This window comes from Paracrocinitomix mangrovi (assembly GCF_019740355.2).
In the GTDB taxonomy this organism is placed as follows: Bacteria; Bacteroidota; Bacteroidia; order Flavobacteriales_D; family Crocinitomicaceae; genus Paracrocinitomix; species Paracrocinitomix mangrovi.
Map to the genome: position 1 here is coordinate 1614990 of NZ_CP091819.1, position 18511 is coordinate 1633500.

Below are 18511 nucleotides of genomic sequence, written 5' to 3' on the forward strand. Positions count from 1 at the left end.
ACTTATTTATTAAGAAACTTTAAAGATTGAATTAAGGATTATTTTAACTTTTCATAGCAGCCTACCAGCCTATCTAATTCTGCTGACCAGCTATACTTTTCAACAGCTATTCTCTTTCCTTCTTCTCCCATTTCTCTTATTTTATCTTGATTTTCGTAACACCATTTAATTTTTTCTCTGATATCATCCACATTTACAGGATTGACGAACACTGCACAATCTGAATAAATTTCTTTCCAATAAGGAAACTCAGACATCAGCATTGGTAAACTGCAAATCATGTACTCAAATGATTTTACCGGTAATGAGGTTAAATAATTATCTACAAAATACAGATTACAAACCCCAACGTCTGCATTGATCATCTTCTCATAAACCTGCTCTAATTTGAGTAAACCGTAATCCTTTACTTTATCATTTCCTTCAGTACAGGCTTTTCTATATTCTTCATCCTGCCATTTACCCATCACTTCAAATTCAACCGGAAGATCCAAATCTTTTACCGCATCACACACTTCCTTAATTCCCCTGATTTTTGTTAATCCCCCGGCATAAGTAAGGATCATTTTATTTTGATTTTGTCTATCTCTTTTATAAGATAAAATCACATCAATCATTGGGTAATTTCTGATGAAAACTATTTTATGCAAACGCTTTTTATAGTGCTTATCAAAATAATCTTTATAACCATCTTCTGCTAAAACGATATAGTCAAAAAACCGAACTGCTAAGGATTCATATCCTTTATAGATTCCTCTAACAATTCGTCTTACAAACTTTCCACCTAACCAATTTTTATCTGATATCTGATGATACACCAACTCATGCATATCATAGACAACTTTTTTTCCAAAACACTTTAAAATTAGTCCTGAATAGATTAATTCAGGGTCGTGTAAATGAAAGATCTTTGATTTTGTTCGTAGTGCCTTTATCCAGGCAAAATTCGAGTTTAAAAGCAAACGTGCAATTCGAGATTTCCTCTTTTTAAAAGGAACTATGTTTACACCATCAATTTTTTCTGCCTTATCATTTGTAATCAACAGATACACATCAAATCCTCTACTAGCCACTGTTTTACATTCTTTGTAAAACACTCTGGTATCAGAAATGTGATGAACTGTAGATATGTGACAAACTTTTTGCATTAAACTCTAATTTTTAATTGAATCCCTATAAACACTTCTTATTTTTTCTCCCACAACCTCAAAAGAAAATTGACTAACAACTTGTTTTCTTATGTCCTCTGGCTTGTAATTTTCTATTTGACGAATAGCCTTTATCATTTGTTTCGCTATTTCAGTACTTTCCCATTTTTCGCAAAGTAAGCCGTTGCTTTCATTTATAAGCATTTGTGCACCACCGGTATTAGTAGCAACACAGGGCAAGCCAACCGCCATTGCTTCAATGTAAACTACACCAAAAGTCTCTACTTCACTACAATGAGCAAATAGTTTGGCTTTACTTAAAATTCCCGTAATTTCTTGATGTGTTTTGGGTCCAGGTAAATTTACAGCATCTTGCAAACCTAATTTTTGAATCAACTTTTCTAGGTTACTTCTTTCAGGACCCTGACCAATTATCTCCAATTTGTAATCTGGAAAGTCATTCTTCAAAATTGAAAAAGCCTCAATTAACAGATCAAATCTTTTTAATTTCCTCAATTGTCCAATATCTACAATGAGATTTTCTTTTTGTACATCAATCGGCTTAAACAAGTTAGTATCTACGACATTTGGAATATAATTAACTTGATTCAAGTTGAATTTCTTCTCCAATTTATCTTTCAGTTCTGTACCTACAACAATTACAGATGCTGCATTGTCATACAATTTCTGCAATTTCTTCTTAGTAGAGGATGAATAGGAGTCTTTCAATAAATGACTTGAATGTTCGGTAATGATATAAGGCACATTAAATTTCTTACCAATTTTATAGGCTGCCCATCCGGCCCATATGCCAAAATGTGCATGAATAAGGTCCGGCTTTCCATGCTCTTTTACATACTTTTTATAAAGTCTAATGGCAATTTGTACAAACTTTTTCTCTTGATAGATTTCAAATCTACCCCCATAATTTGTAGCACCTTTAGTAAGAACATTAATTCCGGATTTTTCTTCAAACGATTTTAATTGAAAATCTTCTTTGACTACTTTGTCCTTTACACTAAATAAAATTGGACTGATAATATCAACCGAAACTTCTTGATTGGCTACTGCTTTTGCTTGCTCTCTGAAAAAAGCTCCTCTATATGGCTGCGTTGTATTTGGATAAAAATTAGCTAGAAACAGCACTTTCATCTTTCAACAGTTTTGAACGGTTAATAAAAATCACAGCCAAAGTTATAGCTAATAAATAGAAGATGATTTGAACTATGGTATATCCCCACAGCATACCTTCAAGCGTTGCTGTAAAATACTTTCCTAACATCAAACCGGATACTACCATTATGATATGTATAATGTCAAAAATCAGCATTACTCTTTGCTTATTCAATCTAGCATAAATCAATGACAAAGCTGAAGAAACAAATTGAACGCTCAAGCCCCAAATTAAAATTCGGGATACCGGCATAAAAGTACTCCACTCATCACCTAAAAATTGAACTACCCAGTTTTGTGGTATTAAATAGATCACTACAACTGCAAATCCGGCAGGTATAAATAATCTTTTTGCCCAACTTATATAAACTCTTCTCAATTCAGATCTGATCTCAATTTTGGAAATGCGGTTAAAAAACACTTGTGAAAATGAAACACTTAAAACACCAAATAAAGCTGCAATATATTGCAGAGATACCGCAAAGTTACCAGCCTCATCCTTGCCAAAGCTATCTATAACTATCGCCAGTGTCACAAATGAAATGACAGTAGCAGATAAAGTAGAAGGAGTAGAGAAATATGCAAAATCCTTTTGTCTACTAAAGGCAACTTTTCTTTGCTCCTTTGTAGATTTTACTGTAAATACTTGATCTTTTGACTTGAAGAATGGGAAAATGATATAGATAAAAGCAGCAACAATCCCTAAAATTCTTCCTAAAATCAATCCTATAACTGACAAACCAAAAACTCCACCCAACACCTTAACAGTTTCTGCAGACACTGTTTGAATCACTTTGGATCTTGCCATGAATCCAAATTTCCCTTCTTTGTTCAAATAATAATAAGCAGTAATATAGATTCCGTAAGCAAATACCATCAATGGTACCAGGTAAAGAAAATCTCCTATCCTATCTTCATCTAAAAACTCCTCAATGTAACTGTTAAAGAAGACAACCAACAACAAGCTGATTACCGACATAGCCAATAACAAGCGTTTGATTAGTCCAAATATTCCTATCAGTTCCGATCGATCTTTTGTCAAGACGATACCTTGTTCAAGCCTGAAAACAGCTATTGTCATGAATAAATCCCCTATTCTACTAAATGCAGCAAATGCGGCAAACTCTGCCGGCGAGTAAAAATATTTTTGCAGGAATGGCAGTACTAAAAATGGAATAGCCTGAGCAATAAATGTCCCTGTAAATAACTTAAGAACATTTTTAGAAAAATCAGACTTCTTTATTTTTTGATAAATACTCATGAAATCTCGACAAAGATAGATCAATTAAGCAGCCATAAAATTGATAAATAACAAAAATGCACACCACTTATTGTTCATGAAGAAATAATCTAAAAGTTATTTGATGAATAAAAGCATATATTTTTGCACACAATGAGTACTACTTACGACAGGATATACATTGGCTCAGGTCCTATAAATATTATAGATACCCATTTACACGCAAAAAAGGGGCAAAAAATACTTATTGTTGATGATAAGCAACAAATTGGAGGTGCCTGGGTTGCAATACCTGTCGGAGAATATGGAAATTTAGAAATAGGATGTCATATTTGGTCTTATAACCAAAATGTCTACAAATTTTTAAATGACATTTTAGAAATTGAATTGGTTCCTTTAAAACCTCAACCCTATTTTAAGACAGGAAATTCAAAACTTATTTACGATCACAAGAATTTGCTTCTAACTTCCAAAAGGGTAACCAAGGATATTATTACCGGGAAGTTTAAACAAGCATCCGCATTTATAAAAACTAATCCTGCTGCAAGATTCCCCTTGGTGCCAAAAACATATTTATATCCAAAAGGAGGGGCCAGAGAATTTCAAGAGGCACTTCAGGCATTAGTTGCTAACAATAGTAATATTCAATTCAAGTTTGGTGAAAAGGTAAATACAATTGAATTTGATCAAGGAAATTGGAATTTAATTACCTCATCTGGAGAAACCTACCAAACCAAATCATTGATCTTAACTTCTACTTCCAACATAAATGTTGTTAAATATGGAGACACGACCATAGCTATTAAACATAGAAACCTTAATTACACACATTATCATTTGGTTTTTAAAGGACAAGTAAAAAAGAAAGTTTCTTATGTAAGAGTATTAAAAGATGATCTTATACATAGAGTAAGTGACATCACCAATCAACTTTCTGATGCATCAAAGGATATTTCAGTTTTACTGGTGGGTGTTTTTGATTCAAAAATCAAAGATTACTCGTCAGAAGAGGAAGTAAAAACTGCTGTTCACAAATACCTTAGGGATAATAAAATTATTTCTGATGATAACGAATTGCTATTCGCACAATTGAACCGCTTTCCAACAGAATACATCAATAAAGAGCAACGTGTTCAAATCAACAATTTAGAAGACAGTATTGAGCTCATTCATACCACTGATTTGATTTACGGCTTTTATTACCGCATGCAAGATTGGAAAAAGAAAGGGCTTATTTAGTCAGAACTCCCATTAATACATATCGCCAGGATTTAGGCGTCATCCATTTTACGCTTTTATCAAAACCTGCCAAAAGAGAACGTTGTTTTTCGCTTCTACCAAAATTTGATAAAAATCCTTCTGTTTTATAAATACGTTTTTGGAATTTGGAAAATAAATCCATGTCATCCTTTAAATGCAAATATCTCCAGTAATGATTCCAACGAATGAATTTTTTACGCAACCATCCATGTAATTTAGTTGCCTTTAAGTTTTCTGCAAAAATCAGTGAACCTCCGTCCTTGAGCACTCGATAAATTTCATCTAACGCTTTTTGCTGCCTATCCTTTTCTGACAATACACCAATTACGCTTTTGAAAACAACAAAGTCAAAATGGTTATCGGGATATCTTGATAAATCAGTTACATCAACTTTATTGTGATATTCAATCAAATCTGAAACACCATAATCCTGATGCATCTTCTCTGTAGTACTGGGAAAATCATTGTAATCTGTGCAAGTTACCTTCAGTCCTTTTTGCGCAAGCCAAAGCGACAACCCTCCTTCTCTTTCACCAATTGCTAATACCGTTTTACCTGCCGATAAATCTGCGTTTTGCTCCCAAAAATTCAATGCCCTACTCCAGGTTTTAACATCCCATTGAATGATGTCATGTAATTCCTTTTTTGAAAGGTTACTTGGCATAATGCACTGCTCTTTTCTCTCTTATCACGGTAACTTTTACTTGTCCCGGATAAGTCATCTCATTTTGGATTTTTTGTGAAATAATGAATGACAATTCATCAGCTCTTTGGTCATTTACTTTTTCAGCTTCAACCATAACACGTAGCTCTCTACCTGCTTGAATTGCATATGACTTAATTACACCCTCAAAACCAAGAGCTGTTGTCTCTAATTCTTTAATACGTTTGATATAAGATTCGGCTATCTCTCTACGCGCTCCCGGACGTGCTCCTGAAATGGCATCACAAACCTGAACAATTGGAGAAATTAAATTAGTCATTTCAATTTCATCATGGTGAGCTCCGATTGCATTGCAAACCTCTTCTTTTTCACCATTTTTTTCAGCCAATTTCATACCTAAAATAGCGTGAGGCAATTCCGGCTCATCTTCAGGCACTTTACCTATATCATGCAGTAAACCTGCTCTTTTAGCTAGCTTAACATTCAAACCAAGTTCAGAAGCCATTATTGCACATAAATTAGCTACTTCTCTAGAGTGTTGTAATAGATTTTGTCCGTATGACGAACGATACTTCATTCTACCAACCATCTTCATCAACTCAGGATGCAACCCATGAATTCCAAGATCAATACAAGTTCTTCTTCCTGTTTCAATGATCTCTTCGTTCAATGACTTCTTAGTTTTAGCAACAACTTCTTCAATTCTTGCCGGGTGGATTCTCCCATCCGAAACTAACTGGTGTAACGCCAATCTTGCTACTTCTCTTCTTACAGCATCAAAGCATGAAAGAATAATAGCTTCAGGAGTATCATCAACAATAATTTCAACTCCGGTTGCAGCTTCTAATGCTCTAATATTTCTTCCTTCTCTACCAATAATTCTACCTTTCATTTCATCTGACTCAATATTGAATACAGATACTGAATTCTCGATTGCTTGTTCGGTAGCTACTCTTTGGATAGATTGAACTACAATTTTCTTAGCTTCCTTGTTTGCGTTAATTTTCGCTTCATCAACTATTTCTTTGATGTAAGCCATAGCATCAGTTCTCGCCTCTTCTTTTAAAGCTTCCATTAACTGAGTTTTAGCTTCATCAACTTGTAAACCTGAAATATTAGATAATTCTACTACTTGTTTTTGGTGCAACTTTTCAATCTCTTTCTTTTTGTTTTCAATCAATTCCATCTGATCATCCAACTCTTGTTTTAAGTTGTCTACTTCTTTATTTTTTCGATTGATATCACCTAATTTCTGATTCAGACTTTTCTCTTTATTCTTAGTTTTATCTTCTAAACTTTGAATATTTCTCTCACGCTTTCTAACCTTGCTTTCGTGTTCTTCTTTTAATTGTAAGAACTTTTCTTTAGCCTGAATTATTTTGTCCTTTTTAATCGCTTCACCTTCGGCCTCTGCCTCTTTCAATATGCTTTGCGACTTAGATTTTAAAGCAGTTTTTTGTAGAATAAAAACAACTATTGCTCCCACTGCAAGGCCAATAGCTGATCCAATAATAATACTTGTAATGTCCATAATTTTTTTATTTGCTCACACATGTGAGTATATGAACAGGCAAGAACTACAAAGCTTTGTCTAGCTTTTCTATAATTTTCTGAATGTCTTCGCTAAAGTCAGGTTGACTTTGTACAGAAACATTAGTATTTCCACTATTGTTAGACTGTACTGCTAATTGTAAAGAAGTCATGGCCAACAAATCCTGCATATCTTTTACAGCATAGCTTCCCTGTAGCTTCTTTATATTAGAGTTTATTCTTTCGGCGGCAGCTTTAATAATAGCTTCCTCCTCCTTTTTTATCGTCAAAGGATAAGTTCTTCCAGCAATAATTATTTTTAAAGGGATCTTATCCATTTTTTTAAACCTTAAGTAGCGAGATACATTCGTCTATCTCTCTTACCAATTCATTAATTCTTCCCTTCATCTCATCTGCATCTTTTTCAGATGCTGAAGGACGATTCTTTAAACTTTCATTTTCAGCTTTTAACTGATTAATCGTTTCCTCCTTCTCAGACAATTTGTTTTCTAAACTACTCACTTTTTCCTTTTCCGTATTAAGCTTTTCTTGTTGATCTTTAATATTTTTCAACAATAGCTCTACCTTTTGGTCAAGTGTCTCAATAAGTTGTTTAGTATCTGACATAAGATGTCGTTCAAAAATTGTTATTCCGATTGTTATCGTAATACAAAATTAGCATACTATAGAAATTATAACAAGATTCTTAACCGTTTTATTAACAATGAATTTTTTGATAAGATGTGCGAATAATAAATTTATGTGGTTTTCAAGGCATTAAATTTGCTATCAAATAAGGGAAGTGACAATTTTGAATGAATTATTCAAATTAGTTGCCATACAAACAACAAAGGGAGATACAAATGAAATTTATTCTTAGTCTATTATTTTTTTCAGCATTCATTGGATATGCTCAACCTTATGCCGAAAAACAAATTGATTTTGAAAATATCGATTTGCTTCCTCCAATGAAGATTCCTTTGATATTGGCCGGAAACTTTGGTGAAATGAGAAGTAATCACTTTCACACAGGCTTAGACATCAAAACCCAAGGAGTTGAAGGTCAAAAATTGTATAGTATTGATGAAGGAACTGTTTCAAGAGTTAGAGTATCTCCTTGGGGCTATGGATTAGCAGTGTACATTGATCACCCTAATGGATTGACATCAGTTTATGCGCATATGCAGTCTTTTTCAAAACAAATAGACTCCTTAGTATTTGCCTTACAAGAATCTAATGAAACATATATTTTGGATGAAGCAGTATTGGACAAGGGAATCAAAGTTAACAGGGGACAACTCATTGGTTTATCCGGAAATTCAGGAAGTTCAAGTGCACCTCATCTCCATTTTGAAGTAAGAGAAACTAAAACAGAACATGCCCTTAATCCTTTATTATTTAGTTGCTATCAGAAAAGAATTCATGACAAAACTAAACCTACTTTAAAAGGACTTAAAGTTTATGCTGTTACAGAAAAGGGCTATATGATTCCAGGTAAATCAAAGTATTTTTATGTAAAGTTCATCAATGGTAATCATTTAGTAAATGATGGTGCACCAATTGATGTTAGTGAGTTTATTACTGAAAATTCATTTATGGCATTTGCCTTTCATGTTACTGACAGATTGGATGGAGCAGGAAACGTTTGTGGTGTTCACAACACTTTTTTATCCAAAGGCGAAGACGTATTACATGAGCAAAAAACCGACTATATCAATTTTGATCACAACAGATTCTTGAACTCTCATCAGGACTACTATGAATTTGATCAAAATAGAAGAAACATTCATAAAAACTTTAAGACTGTTGTAAATCCATTGCCTATTTATCCAAAAGCAGGAGGATTAGTAAAATGGAAAGATTGCAAAGGCAAGTACAGCTTTAAGGCTATAGATGTTCATGGAAATTGGATCAGACTCAATTTTGAAATTACTATTTCTGATAATGCAACAAAAGCCAATAACCCTTTTGACACTCCTAATAATTATTACTTCCCGGATTCTGTCAACACTTTACTTCAAGATGATTTTCAAGTACTAATGGAGCCGGGCACATTTTATGAACCGCTTCAAAAAATATTCAAAGTGAATGAAGAAAGCCAGTACATGAGTAATGAATTTCAATTTAGCGAATCAGAAATTCCCGTACAAAAACGATTTGATGTTAGAATCAAAACTCCGCAATTGAGAAGCGATTTTCCGGTAAGCAAATTGGGAATTGGAGTTATATCTGACAAGGGATGGATGAGCTTTTTAGGAGGAGATTATATTAATGGATGGGTAGAGTCTTCATCCAGATCATTTGGAACTTTTGTTTTAACTGTTGATTCAGTAGCCCCGGTAATAACACCTTTAGATTTTAATGAAGGTAAGATTGTGAGCAGATACAGCAACGTTCAGTTAACTATTGAAGACAATCTATCCGGAGTAAGTAAATACAAGGCCTATTTCAATGATCATTGGGTGTTAATGGAATACAACAGACGTAAAAAGAGATACGTTATCAACTTTGATGAACGAACCAAAAAACATATGCTCAAAGGAGATAATAAACTTAGAATCTGGGCAAGCGACAGTAAGGGCAATGAAATTGAAAAAACCTGGACCATTCAGTACTAGGAAAATTTGGGCAAAAAAATTCTAATACCAGCTATTTCTAACCAGTTCATTCCTAGTAAAAAAATCAATTAATTAAATACGAACGGCTTTCTTGTCTAGATTGATATCATCAACAATCTGATCAATAAATCCGTAGTGACCTTTGTGAGAAATAACTCTAAAACCTCTATTTTTCATTTGAGCCAAGGTCTTTAAAAACTTCCATTTGGTTTTTAAATAAACAGGATTTTCTGTTTTCACTCCAACTTCAATATACTGCACTTTTCCATTTGCCGAAGTGGCTACAATATCCGGAGTAATTTCATCTCCGGTACTTTTCATAATAAAGGATTTTGGATCTTCATAACCTTCCAAACCTGCTTTGATTTCAGAATAGCCATTGCTTTCTAAATATTCAATTGTCTTTTCAATAATTGCTTCGTCTACTTGTCTTTTAATATTATCCATAACATGGTATTATAATAATAAAAATGCAGAAAGTCAAGTTTTTAGGTCAAAATCAGAACAAATCAATTCTGAAATAAGGTTTTCACAAATTTTTAACAGCTGCATATCCTTATTAAAATTAAATTAGCTATTCATGAGCAACAGAAGGATTAGGACAGTAATCATTTTTGGGATAATTTCTATTATCTCTATCCTTACTATTCAAATTTTTTGGATTGAGAAAAATATCCAGTTTCAGGAAACAAACATTAGAATACAAAAGCAACAAGACAGCCTTAATACCGCTCAATTCAATGACAAAGTCATCATTGCTCTTAAAAAAGTTGCTGATGATATTCAAAAGCTGAACAATGCTGACATCAATCTTTATGGGAATGTCCAGCAAAGATCTAATAGTTATTTCACGGTTGAAATGCAGGACACTGTGCATCCATTTTTATTGGAACAATTGTTAAAATGGGAATTTGATGACAAAAACCTAAGAGAAGATTTTCAATTCGGCATATATGATTGCTGGAGTGATAGCATCATTTATGGAAATTACATGAATTTTGAGGCTGATTCAATATACACAGCAGATCATTCAATAGATTTTTCAAATTTTATCATAGACGAGGTTGCCTTAAAACTGAATACAGACCTACACTATTTTGGAGTTTATTTCCCCAGTCGGGGACATTCTCATTTGATGCAAATACCTAATCCCGTCACACCCTGGGCTTATCTGATAACTATCATTTTGTTTGTGATTGCCTTTTTCATTTTTGCCGTTAATATCATATTCAGACAAAAGAGATTATCTGAAATAAAAAATGATTTCATCAACAATATGACTCATGAATTGAAAACGCCTATTGCCACAATAAGAATTTCAAGTGAGACATTATTGAATATGGATGAAAATGCAGATCTAGATAAAAGATTGCGTTATGCCGGAATCATTTACAAGGAAAATAAAAGACTTGAACAACAAGTTGAAAGGGTATTGAATATTGCTAAATTAGACAAGAAGGAATTGAAATTTAAAATTCAAAACTTTGATATGGTTGATATCATAGAAGAAGCTAAAGAGAATTTTGAATTTTCACAACTTGAGGACATTGGAGGCTCAATATCTTTGAATTTAAATGCAGAAAATCATATTGTTACAGGCGATATAGTTCACATAACAAATGTGATCAACAACCTTATTGACAATGCGATTAAATACTGTGATAAAATACCTGAAATTAGCATATCAACTCAAAATGAAAAACGCAAATTATACATCACAGTAGCCGATAACGGAAAAGGTATTTCAAAGGACGATATCAAATTTATATTTGATAAATTTTATAGAGTTCCAACCGGCAACTTACATGATGTTAAAGGATTTGGACTAGGCCTTTACTATGTTAAAACCATCCTTGAAGAATTGGGAGGAAGCATTAATGTAAAAAGTGAACCAGGAAAAGGATCTGCTTTTACCATAACACTTCCATTAAAAGACTAAAATTATGAGCGACAAAATTAAACTACTACTTGTTGAAGATGATTATAACCTGGGATTTGTTGTACAAGACCAACTTAAGGAAGAAGGGTATGATGTTGTCTTTGCTTCAGATGGTGTAGAAGGATTAAAAAAATTCAATGATAATGAAATTCATATGTGCATCTTGGATGTCATGATGCCTAAGAAAGATGGATTTACCCTGGCTAAGGATATTAGAAAATTAAACACTGATGTTCCTATTTTGTTTTTAACCGCAAAAAATCAAACTGAAGACAAGATTGAAGGATTCAAAGTTGGGGCAGATGATTATTTGACCAAACCCTTTTCAACAGAAGAATTTTTGCTTCGTGTTAAAGCTATACTGAAACGAGTAAATCTAGTTGAATCGGAGGTTATGCAAACTACTTTTCAATTAGGGAAAATTGAATTTGATTCAGAAAATTACAATTTGGTCTATGAAAATGGGGAAGAAAAAAAGCTAACCAAAAAGGAAGCTAAAATTCTTTTATTGCTCGTTCAAAACATTGACAAAGTATTACCAAGAGACGTTGTTTTAAATGCCGTTTGGGGACAGGACGATTATTTTGTAGGTAGATCTTTGGATGTATTCATTACCAAACTAAGAAAGTATCTTAAGGATGATGAATCTGTCAAGATAAACAACATACATGGTGTTGGATTCAAATTGACAGTTGGTGAATAATATTATTAGTTGGAACGACTTTATTAAGGTAGACATCCGTGTAGGAACCATAATAGAAGTGCTTCCTTTTCCTGAAGCCAGAAACCCATCTTACAAGCTTATTATTGACTTCGGTCCTTTGGGACAAAGGAAGTCGTCCGCTCAGATTACTGCATTATATCAAATTGAGGATTTAATTTCAAAGCAAATCATAGCAGTAGTTAATTTTCCCAAGAAGCAAATTGGTCCTTTTATGAGTGAATGCCTTGTTTTAGGTGTTTATGGAGAACAAAGCGAAATTATTTTACTTGCACCTGAAAGGCAAGTTCCTAACGGAAGTAAAATAGGATAAAAATAAAAAGCCCGGATTCTGATGAACCCGGGCTTTTCAATTTTATTTTACTAATCAGATTAGTGCTGAACTACAAATTTCTTTGTTTGTTGGAAGTCTCCTACAGTCAAAGTGTAGAAATAAACTCCGTCAGCAAGATCTGCAGTATTAACATTTACCTGGTATTGTCCAGCTACTTGTGAACCAAAGTTCTCAGTGCTAACAACTTTACCACTTAAATCAGTTAAAGTCAATGCAACATTTCCTTCTGTAATAACATTGTAAGTCAATTGAGTTGACAAGTTAGCAGGATTTGGATACATGTGAATTCCGTTAGCTGCTTCTACCTCATCAATTCCAACTGAAGTTGGCTCAGTGCTCAATCTACAAATGATTGCAGAAGGAGTTGAAGAACCAATAGTTCCACTTGAGTGAATAGCTAATACAGTATTTGCTTGAGTAGCTTGAGCTTCAGCAATTGCTAAATCATCAGTATATCTACCAGCTAATACTAATAAAATTTCACCAGCACTAGCATTGTAGTTAGAAGGCAATTCCAAAGTTACCAATGTTCCTATGTCAGCAGCAGTAACTGTGTAATCAGCAGTTTGCATTACATAATCAAATTCTTGTGTTCCAGAATTATAAATGTAAATAGCTCCATACATTAATTGGTTTTCTGAAGTAGTTGCCGAACTTAAACCAATTTGGATTTTACCAAATGATTCAGCTTGGAAAATTTCAAATGTATTTCCAATAGCAATTGGATCACCAGCAGTTGAAACAAACCCAGAGAAAGAACCACTTATAATTCCATTATCTCTAGCATATACGTTACCACCAACTACGATTGGCTCAAAACTTACTGTATCATTAGCTGTATACTCTTCTGTTTCAGTAGCTGAAACATAGATATCAAGATCATAAGATCCTGATCCTGCAGGAGTCCATCCATTTGGAGACTCAACAGAGAAAGTATCAACTTGTCCTTCGTTCAAAGAAACAACTTGAGATGAGTTAGCAGTAAAAGTTGTACCACCATCTACGTTTGCAGTCATTTGAACATTTGTTTGCTGTACACTACCATTTTGAGTAGCTAAAGCACCAAAAGTAATTTCTGTAATTTGAGAAGTAGGAACTGCATAGTAATCAGCCATCTCAGTACCTGAACTAAAGTAAGCAGATGAAGTTTCCAATTCGTTTGAATAAGCCTCAACTAAAGCGAAATCGTCAATTTGCCATGACCATCCCCATCCACCTACGTAGTGGAATCTAATCATTACATTTGATTGTCCTCCAGCAAGAGAAGAGATATTTACCTGCTCAACAACCGGATTAGTTGGACTACCTGCATTTGGTAAATAGTTTTCATTTACTGCATATTGCGTCCAGTTAGTACCACCATCAATAGATACTTCAACATAAGTATCTTCATAATAGTCTCTGTAGAACTGTTCAAATTGAACCATTACCGCAGGATTAGATGTCAAGTTAAAACTTGTAGCATATGTCAAAGTTGCGTCAACAGTTGAACCACTTCCTTGAGCATCACAATCATACCATGCGAAATTACCTCCTGAAGTTGAATTCAAAATATTGTTTGGCTCTGAAGCAGGACCAACACTACTAATAGTGAAATTTGTAGAAGGTGAACCTGTATTAGCCAACGTCCAGTTTCCAGGAGTTGAGAAATCATCAGTATAACTTCCGATTACGTCTCCAGGCGCTCTATCATGAGCAGAGTTACCAGGACGAACATTGTTTACTGTCAATTCTTCATTTGCTGCACGCATTACCAGCGAAGATTGAATTTGCGCTGTAGCTGCAGACCCCATTAATAGCATTGAAGCTAAAAAGTAGATTTTTTTCATAATAATTTATTTATTAATTCGAGATTAATTCGAGAGGCGTAAAATTACGTCTTTTATTCCATTGTTCCAAATTTAACAGAAATAGAAAGTTGCATTAATTATAGAATACATTTAAAGGAATAACTATTTTTGCCAAAAAAATTTAAACTGTTATGAAGAAATTATTTTTAATCCCTTTTGCAGCTTCTGCTTTATTTATGACTTCTTGTGGAGGTGGCGAAGGTGAAAACGAAAATGCAGATTCAACTGAAGACACAACTGCAGTAGAAGAGCATCATGAAGAAGAAGGTGCTGAAATCGCCTTCAACGGTGAAGAAAGAGAAGGATACAAATTGTACGGGCACACAGATATGAATGCTGCAGATGCAATTGGTATGGATGCCATGATGACTGAGTATGAATCAAATGGCTCATGGAATGGTAAAGTAAACGTTGCTATAGATCAAGTTTGTCAAAAAGCTGGATGTTGGATTACTTTTAAAGATCCTAGTGAAAATGAAATCAGAGTTGTTTTCAGAGATCATTATACTATTCCAATTGAAACAGCAAGTGGAACAGAAGCTATTTTAATGGGTGCATTAGTATCTGATACAATTTCTGTTGATATGCAAAAGCATTACTTGGATGACGCTAAAGAAGCAGGTCAAGAAGTAAGCCAGGAAGAGTATGATGCAATTACTGAAGATAAAATTGAATTGTCTTTTGATTGCGAATCAATTCTTGTAAAAAACTAAGATTACTACAATCTAAAATTGAAAGGCGGGCTTTGCTCGCCTTTTTTATTTCACTTCAGCCGTTAAGGTCAGTTCTTTTTTACCGCCTTTTATATTGGAATTTATGGTGACTCTTGAATAAGTAATTCCCTGAGCATTTTCAGTATTCCAGCTCACCAAAATTTTACCTGACTCTCCCGGCTGAAAAACAGATTTTGACAGGTCAAAAGTTAAATAATCTGAAGTTGTAGTAATCTCTCCAATTTCTAAAACTTCATCCCCATTATTAGTAAACGAAAATTCCCAACTTAGATTATCTCCTTTAGATACTGGACCAAAATCATGTGCCTGCTCTGCGAACAACATTTTTGCGTATGCTGAATCTTTGGTAACCAAACTAACAGATTGAATCTCTATTTTTCTTTCCAAAGCCGCCTTTCTCGCATAAATTGAATTTTTGGCATCATTTGGATTATCTGAAATAAGTTGATCTGCAGTGTATTCACCAAAAGGTATTTTTACAAAAGTTAATTTACCTCCATTGCTCGCCGTTCCATTCATATAATCCCACAATTTAGCTCCGTCGTATATCTCCATATACTTTAGTAAACTATTAATTCTTCTTTTGGTTAATGGAACATTGTAATCTGTTTTTGCAAGTGGACTAGCAAATCCTTGAATGGTCACTTCTATTTCATAACCTTTGTCCAATTCAATTATTAAAAGACGTAAAAACTCTTTCAGATCTAAAACGCCTTGTTCTACATACTGCACAAAAAAGTCATCAATATCCTCTTTTGCAGATTCGGCATCATCTCCACTCAATCCTTTTGCATACTCTTTTTTATACTTGGTTTTAAGGTCAACATACTTGTAATAAGATTCAATATAATCCTGAGTTGATAAAGTATCTTTGGTTTTTGGATCGGGTTCATCATTATGAAAGTATAGCGTAACAGGAAGTTTTTTATTTAAGTCTGCCAAGGATTCAAATCTGTTTTCAACTTTTGGTTCTTCAGGTTTAGTGGCAACAAAAATATCGCTGCAACAATTTGGATTTTTTGAATATTGCACCCCTTCTCTATTAGACGAAAAATACATTTTTCCGTCTCTTTTGTCAATCATAAAGTAAGTGTCGTGCTTTGTTGAATTGATAGGTAGTCCAACATTTACCGGGTTTTTAAATGTGTAGTTATAATTTTTAGCATAAAAAATATCCTGCCCACCAAAACCTTCATGCCAACTTGATGAAAAATATAATACTTGCTCAACCGTATCGTAATATGGACAAATTTCATCATCCATTGTATTAATGTCCGGCCCTAATGACTTAGGTAAAGAATATTGATTCCCATCTTTGATCACACTGTACCAAATGTCTAGCCCACCAAAATTATGCTTGATATTTGAAGCAAAAAACAACACTTCATACTCACCCATTTTTGTGCAATGAGGCATTGTACTTATGTATCCTGGCTCGTTAATTACATCACCTAAACTATCGATATCATAAATTCTATCTCCATCTACTTTACCAACATAAATTTTGCATTCATAGTTAGTGTTACATCTACTGAAATAAAATCTTTTGCCATCCGGACTAAAAGAACCATTAGCAGTATTCCATCCTTTTTTGGTTACATTTTTTTGTACGGCCACATTGTTAAAAATACTGTCTTGCTGATCTGCTGTGTAAATCTGGATAGAATAATCAGTAGTAAAAACTTCTTCATCAAAGTTGATCGAATCAGCTTTAAGTGAGCTATAGTAAAGTTTATTACCGTGAATTGTTCCGGCAAACTCTGAATTTTCTGTATTAACATCCCCTCCAAGTAAACCTACATTAAAATCCAAAGTATCATTAACAGCACGTTTTGCCCAAAGACATGACTTAATCATTTGTGCCGATTTTAGATACTCATAACTATCCCGATCTTTTTTATAGACTTTTTTGGCTTTCTTCCAGTTCTCCAATGATTCATTATACTTTCCATTATAATGTTGCATTGTGGCTAGCCATAAAATGGATAACTTATATATTTTGGCGTTCTCCTTCTTGTAAACTTTGTCGTAGTAATATTCAGCTTTTGGATAATCTTTATACAATCGCAAAGCTTCTGCCATTTTCCAATTAATCTCTACAGAATTACTGTCAGACTGCATGGCTTGATTGTACATTTTGATAGCAAAGTAGTAATCTCTTTCTTCCATCTTCTTATCTCCCAACTCTACTAATTGAGAATATGTCTGCGCTTTGCTGCCATGCGACAACAAGACAAACATAAGCAACAGCACCAGCGGTTGAGTGATAAGATTTAATTTCCTTTGCATCATAAATAATCAGGACAAACTCTGTATTGCGCATCCTTTGGCTTGAATATACACAATACATATTGAAGAGAAAATTCAATCCCTCCTCTTAAGTTACTTGCAGGAACCAACTTTGAAAAATTCAAATCATAGGAAATCCCTGCTGTCCATTTGTTATAATAAATTCCTGCTGTTAGATAAGCTGCGTCTCTATTTCTCATCCAAACTCCACCATAAGGTGCAATGTATTCTCCTTTTTTATCAATTATTATATATCTGGCATTTGCTCCAACAATAATCTCATTGTATTTACCTTGAAACTGTGCTAAAACGGCAGGCTGAATATCCCATTCATAATTCAAAGGCCAAGTACCTTTTGCATGAAAGACATAGCGCATATCTCTTTTAATCAGGTCATCTCCATAAAAGCTTTGTTTAGCCTGAGGAATATTAAACCAGGCCACTCCGGCAACTATTTCTTTTCTGTTTTCTGGCTTGTACTTATATATGGCACCAACATTCGCATTAAAACCGGTACGTTTATTCACTCCAAAATTTTCTAGTGAGGGCAAAGCAGCATCATAGTAATAACCATTGTATTGATTATCCCAACTCAGCAAATCAAAATTTATATTTCTATGATTTACTCCAAGCTGAATTCCTGGAGTAATTGAATGAATTGAATCTTTTCCCAGGTAGATTTCATATGCCGTAGATATATTAAACTCAATCGTTCTAAAATTACCATCACCCGCCGCATCATGAAATAAATTTATCCCATGATAAAGATTGGGCAATATCCATCCCGATCTGTTCTCTGCTGAAATGGCTATGGTATTATAGGGTCTTGAAACTGCTTTCCATTGACTTCTTTGATTAGCTGAAAATCGCCAATCACATTCATGATTACCGGTAAGCGCAGGGTTTAAATAAACAGGATTCATATTGAATTGAGAAAAGTGAATATCCTGTGCAATCAGCTGATTACCCGAAAACAAGCTTAATATCACTAACAATTTTCTCAACCTCATA

The 18511-nt window shown here is 33.9% G+C and carries 17 protein-coding genes; 6 read left to right on the top strand and 11 right to left on the bottom strand.

The genetic code is table 11. The features are described 5' to 3' along the window. Nucleotides 1-38: 38 nt before the first annotated feature. Genes K6119_RS07240 through K6119_RS07250 form a run of 3 tightly spaced genes read right to left on the bottom strand, consistent with a single transcriptional unit; the run spans nucleotide 39 to nucleotide 3582 of the window. Entirely contained in the window at nucleotides 39-1148 is a 1110-nt protein-coding gene (locus K6119_RS07240) for a glycosyltransferase family 4 protein (protein ID WP_221837437.1), read from the bottom strand. 6 nt (nucleotides 1149-1154) lie between these two features. After that, on the bottom strand, nucleotides 1155-2300 hold the full coding sequence (locus K6119_RS07245; RefSeq protein ID WP_221837439.1) for a glycosyltransferase: 1146 nt from the start codon (nucleotides 2298-2300) through the stop codon (nucleotides 1155-1157). Further along, complete coding sequence (locus K6119_RS07250; protein ID WP_221837441.1) at nucleotides 2278-3582, bottom strand: lipopolysaccharide biosynthesis protein; 1305 nt, start codon at nucleotides 3580-3582, stop codon at nucleotides 2278-2280. Before K6119_RS07250 ends, K6119_RS07245 begins: the two co-directional genes overlap by 23 nt. 132 nt (nucleotides 3583-3714) lie before the next feature. On the opposite strand from K6119_RS07250, the gene K6119_RS07255 reads away from it, so the two are divergent. Further along, nucleotides 3715-4800 (top strand): hypothetical protein, encoded by a 1086-nt coding sequence (locus K6119_RS07255; RefSeq protein ID WP_221837444.1) that lies wholly within the window; start codon nucleotides 3715-3717, stop codon nucleotides 4798-4800. Here the strand turns inward: K6119_RS07255 and K6119_RS07260 are convergent. The 4 genes from K6119_RS07260 to K6119_RS07275 are packed head-to-tail and all read right to left on the bottom strand — an operon-like array spanning nucleotide 4793 to nucleotide 7642. Beyond that, nucleotides 4793-5485 carry a class I SAM-dependent methyltransferase gene (locus K6119_RS07260; protein WP_221837447.1) on the bottom strand — a complete coding sequence of 231 codons (693 nt, stop codon included), beginning with the start codon at nucleotides 5483-5485 and terminating at the stop codon, nucleotides 4793-4795. The genes K6119_RS07255 and K6119_RS07260 overlap by 8 nt on opposite strands. Then, on the bottom strand, nucleotides 5475-7016 hold the full coding sequence (gene rny / locus K6119_RS07265) for a ribonuclease Y (RefSeq protein WP_221837450.1): 1542 nt from the start codon (nucleotides 7014-7016) through the stop codon (nucleotides 5475-5477). Before rny ends, K6119_RS07260 begins: the two co-directional genes overlap by 11 nt. A gap of 46 nt (nucleotides 7017-7062) precedes the next feature. Next, the gene (locus K6119_RS07270; protein ID WP_221837454.1) at nucleotides 7063-7353 is read right to left on the bottom strand and encodes a cell division protein ZapA; all 291 of its coding nucleotides are present in this window, start codon (nucleotides 7351-7353) and stop codon (nucleotides 7063-7065) included. A gap of 4 nt (nucleotides 7354-7357) precedes the next feature. Continuing rightward, on the bottom strand, nucleotides 7358-7642 hold the full coding sequence (locus K6119_RS07275; protein ID WP_221837458.1) for a hypothetical protein: 285 nt from the start codon (nucleotides 7640-7642) through the stop codon (nucleotides 7358-7360). Between the two features lie 236 nt (nucleotides 7643-7878). Between K6119_RS07275 and K6119_RS07280 the strand changes: the two genes are divergently transcribed. Continuing rightward, nucleotides 7879-9633, top strand: a complete 1755-nt coding sequence (locus tag K6119_RS07280) for a M23 family metallopeptidase (RefSeq protein ID WP_221837461.1) — start codon at nucleotides 7879-7881, stop codon at nucleotides 9631-9633. A 72-nt stretch (nucleotides 9634-9705) separates the two neighbouring features. On the opposite strand, the gene K6119_RS07285 is transcribed toward K6119_RS07280, so the two are convergent. Then, on the bottom strand, nucleotides 9706-10080 hold the full coding sequence (locus K6119_RS07285; RefSeq protein ID WP_221837465.1) for a hypothetical protein: 375 nt from the start codon (nucleotides 10078-10080) through the stop codon (nucleotides 9706-9708). A gap of 133 nt (nucleotides 10081-10213) precedes the next feature. Between K6119_RS07285 and K6119_RS07290 the strand changes: the two genes are divergently transcribed. Genes K6119_RS07290 through K6119_RS07300 form a run of 3 tightly spaced genes read left to right on the top strand, consistent with a single transcriptional unit; the run spans nucleotide 10214 to nucleotide 12606 of the window. Then, on the top strand, nucleotides 10214-11572 hold the full coding sequence (locus K6119_RS07290) for a sensor histidine kinase (protein ID WP_221837468.1): 1359 nt from the start codon (nucleotides 10214-10216) through the stop codon (nucleotides 11570-11572). Between the two features lie 4 nt (nucleotides 11573-11576). Next, the gene (locus tag K6119_RS07295; RefSeq protein ID WP_221837471.1) at nucleotides 11577-12275 is read left to right on the top strand and encodes a response regulator transcription factor; all 699 of its coding nucleotides are present in this window, start codon (nucleotides 11577-11579) and stop codon (nucleotides 12273-12275) included. Continuing rightward, nucleotides 12268-12606 carry a tRNA-binding protein gene (locus K6119_RS07300; protein WP_221837474.1) on the top strand — a complete coding sequence of 113 codons (339 nt, stop codon included), beginning with the start codon at nucleotides 12268-12270 and terminating at the stop codon, nucleotides 12604-12606. The genes K6119_RS07295 and K6119_RS07300 overlap by 8 nt, the downstream gene beginning before the upstream one ends. A 59-nt stretch (nucleotides 12607-12665) precedes the next feature. Here K6119_RS07300 and K6119_RS07305 read toward each other — a convergent pair whose 3' ends face one another. After that, entirely contained in the window at nucleotides 12666-14456 is a 1791-nt protein-coding gene (locus K6119_RS07305) for a T9SS type A sorting domain-containing protein (RefSeq protein ID WP_221837477.1), read from the bottom strand. Between the two features lie 152 nt (nucleotides 14457-14608). On the opposite strand from K6119_RS07305, the gene K6119_RS07310 reads away from it, so the two are divergent. Then, nucleotides 14609-15190 carry a DUF4920 domain-containing protein gene (locus K6119_RS07310; protein ID WP_221837480.1) on the top strand — a complete coding sequence of 194 codons (582 nt, stop codon included), beginning with the start codon at nucleotides 14609-14611 and terminating at the stop codon, nucleotides 15188-15190. A 45-nt stretch (nucleotides 15191-15235) separates the two neighbouring features. Here K6119_RS07310 and K6119_RS07315 read toward each other — a convergent pair whose 3' ends face one another. Continuing rightward, entirely contained in the window at nucleotides 15236-17500 is a 2265-nt protein-coding gene (locus K6119_RS07315) for a DUF1573 domain-containing protein (RefSeq protein WP_221837483.1), read from the bottom strand. After that, nucleotides 17500-18510 carry a PorP/SprF family type IX secretion system membrane protein gene (locus K6119_RS07320; RefSeq protein WP_221837487.1) on the bottom strand — a complete coding sequence of 337 codons (1011 nt, stop codon included), beginning with the start codon at nucleotides 18508-18510 and terminating at the stop codon, nucleotides 17500-17502. The genes K6119_RS07315 and K6119_RS07320 overlap by 1 nt, the downstream gene beginning before the upstream one ends. Nucleotide 18511 lies beyond the last annotated feature (1 nt).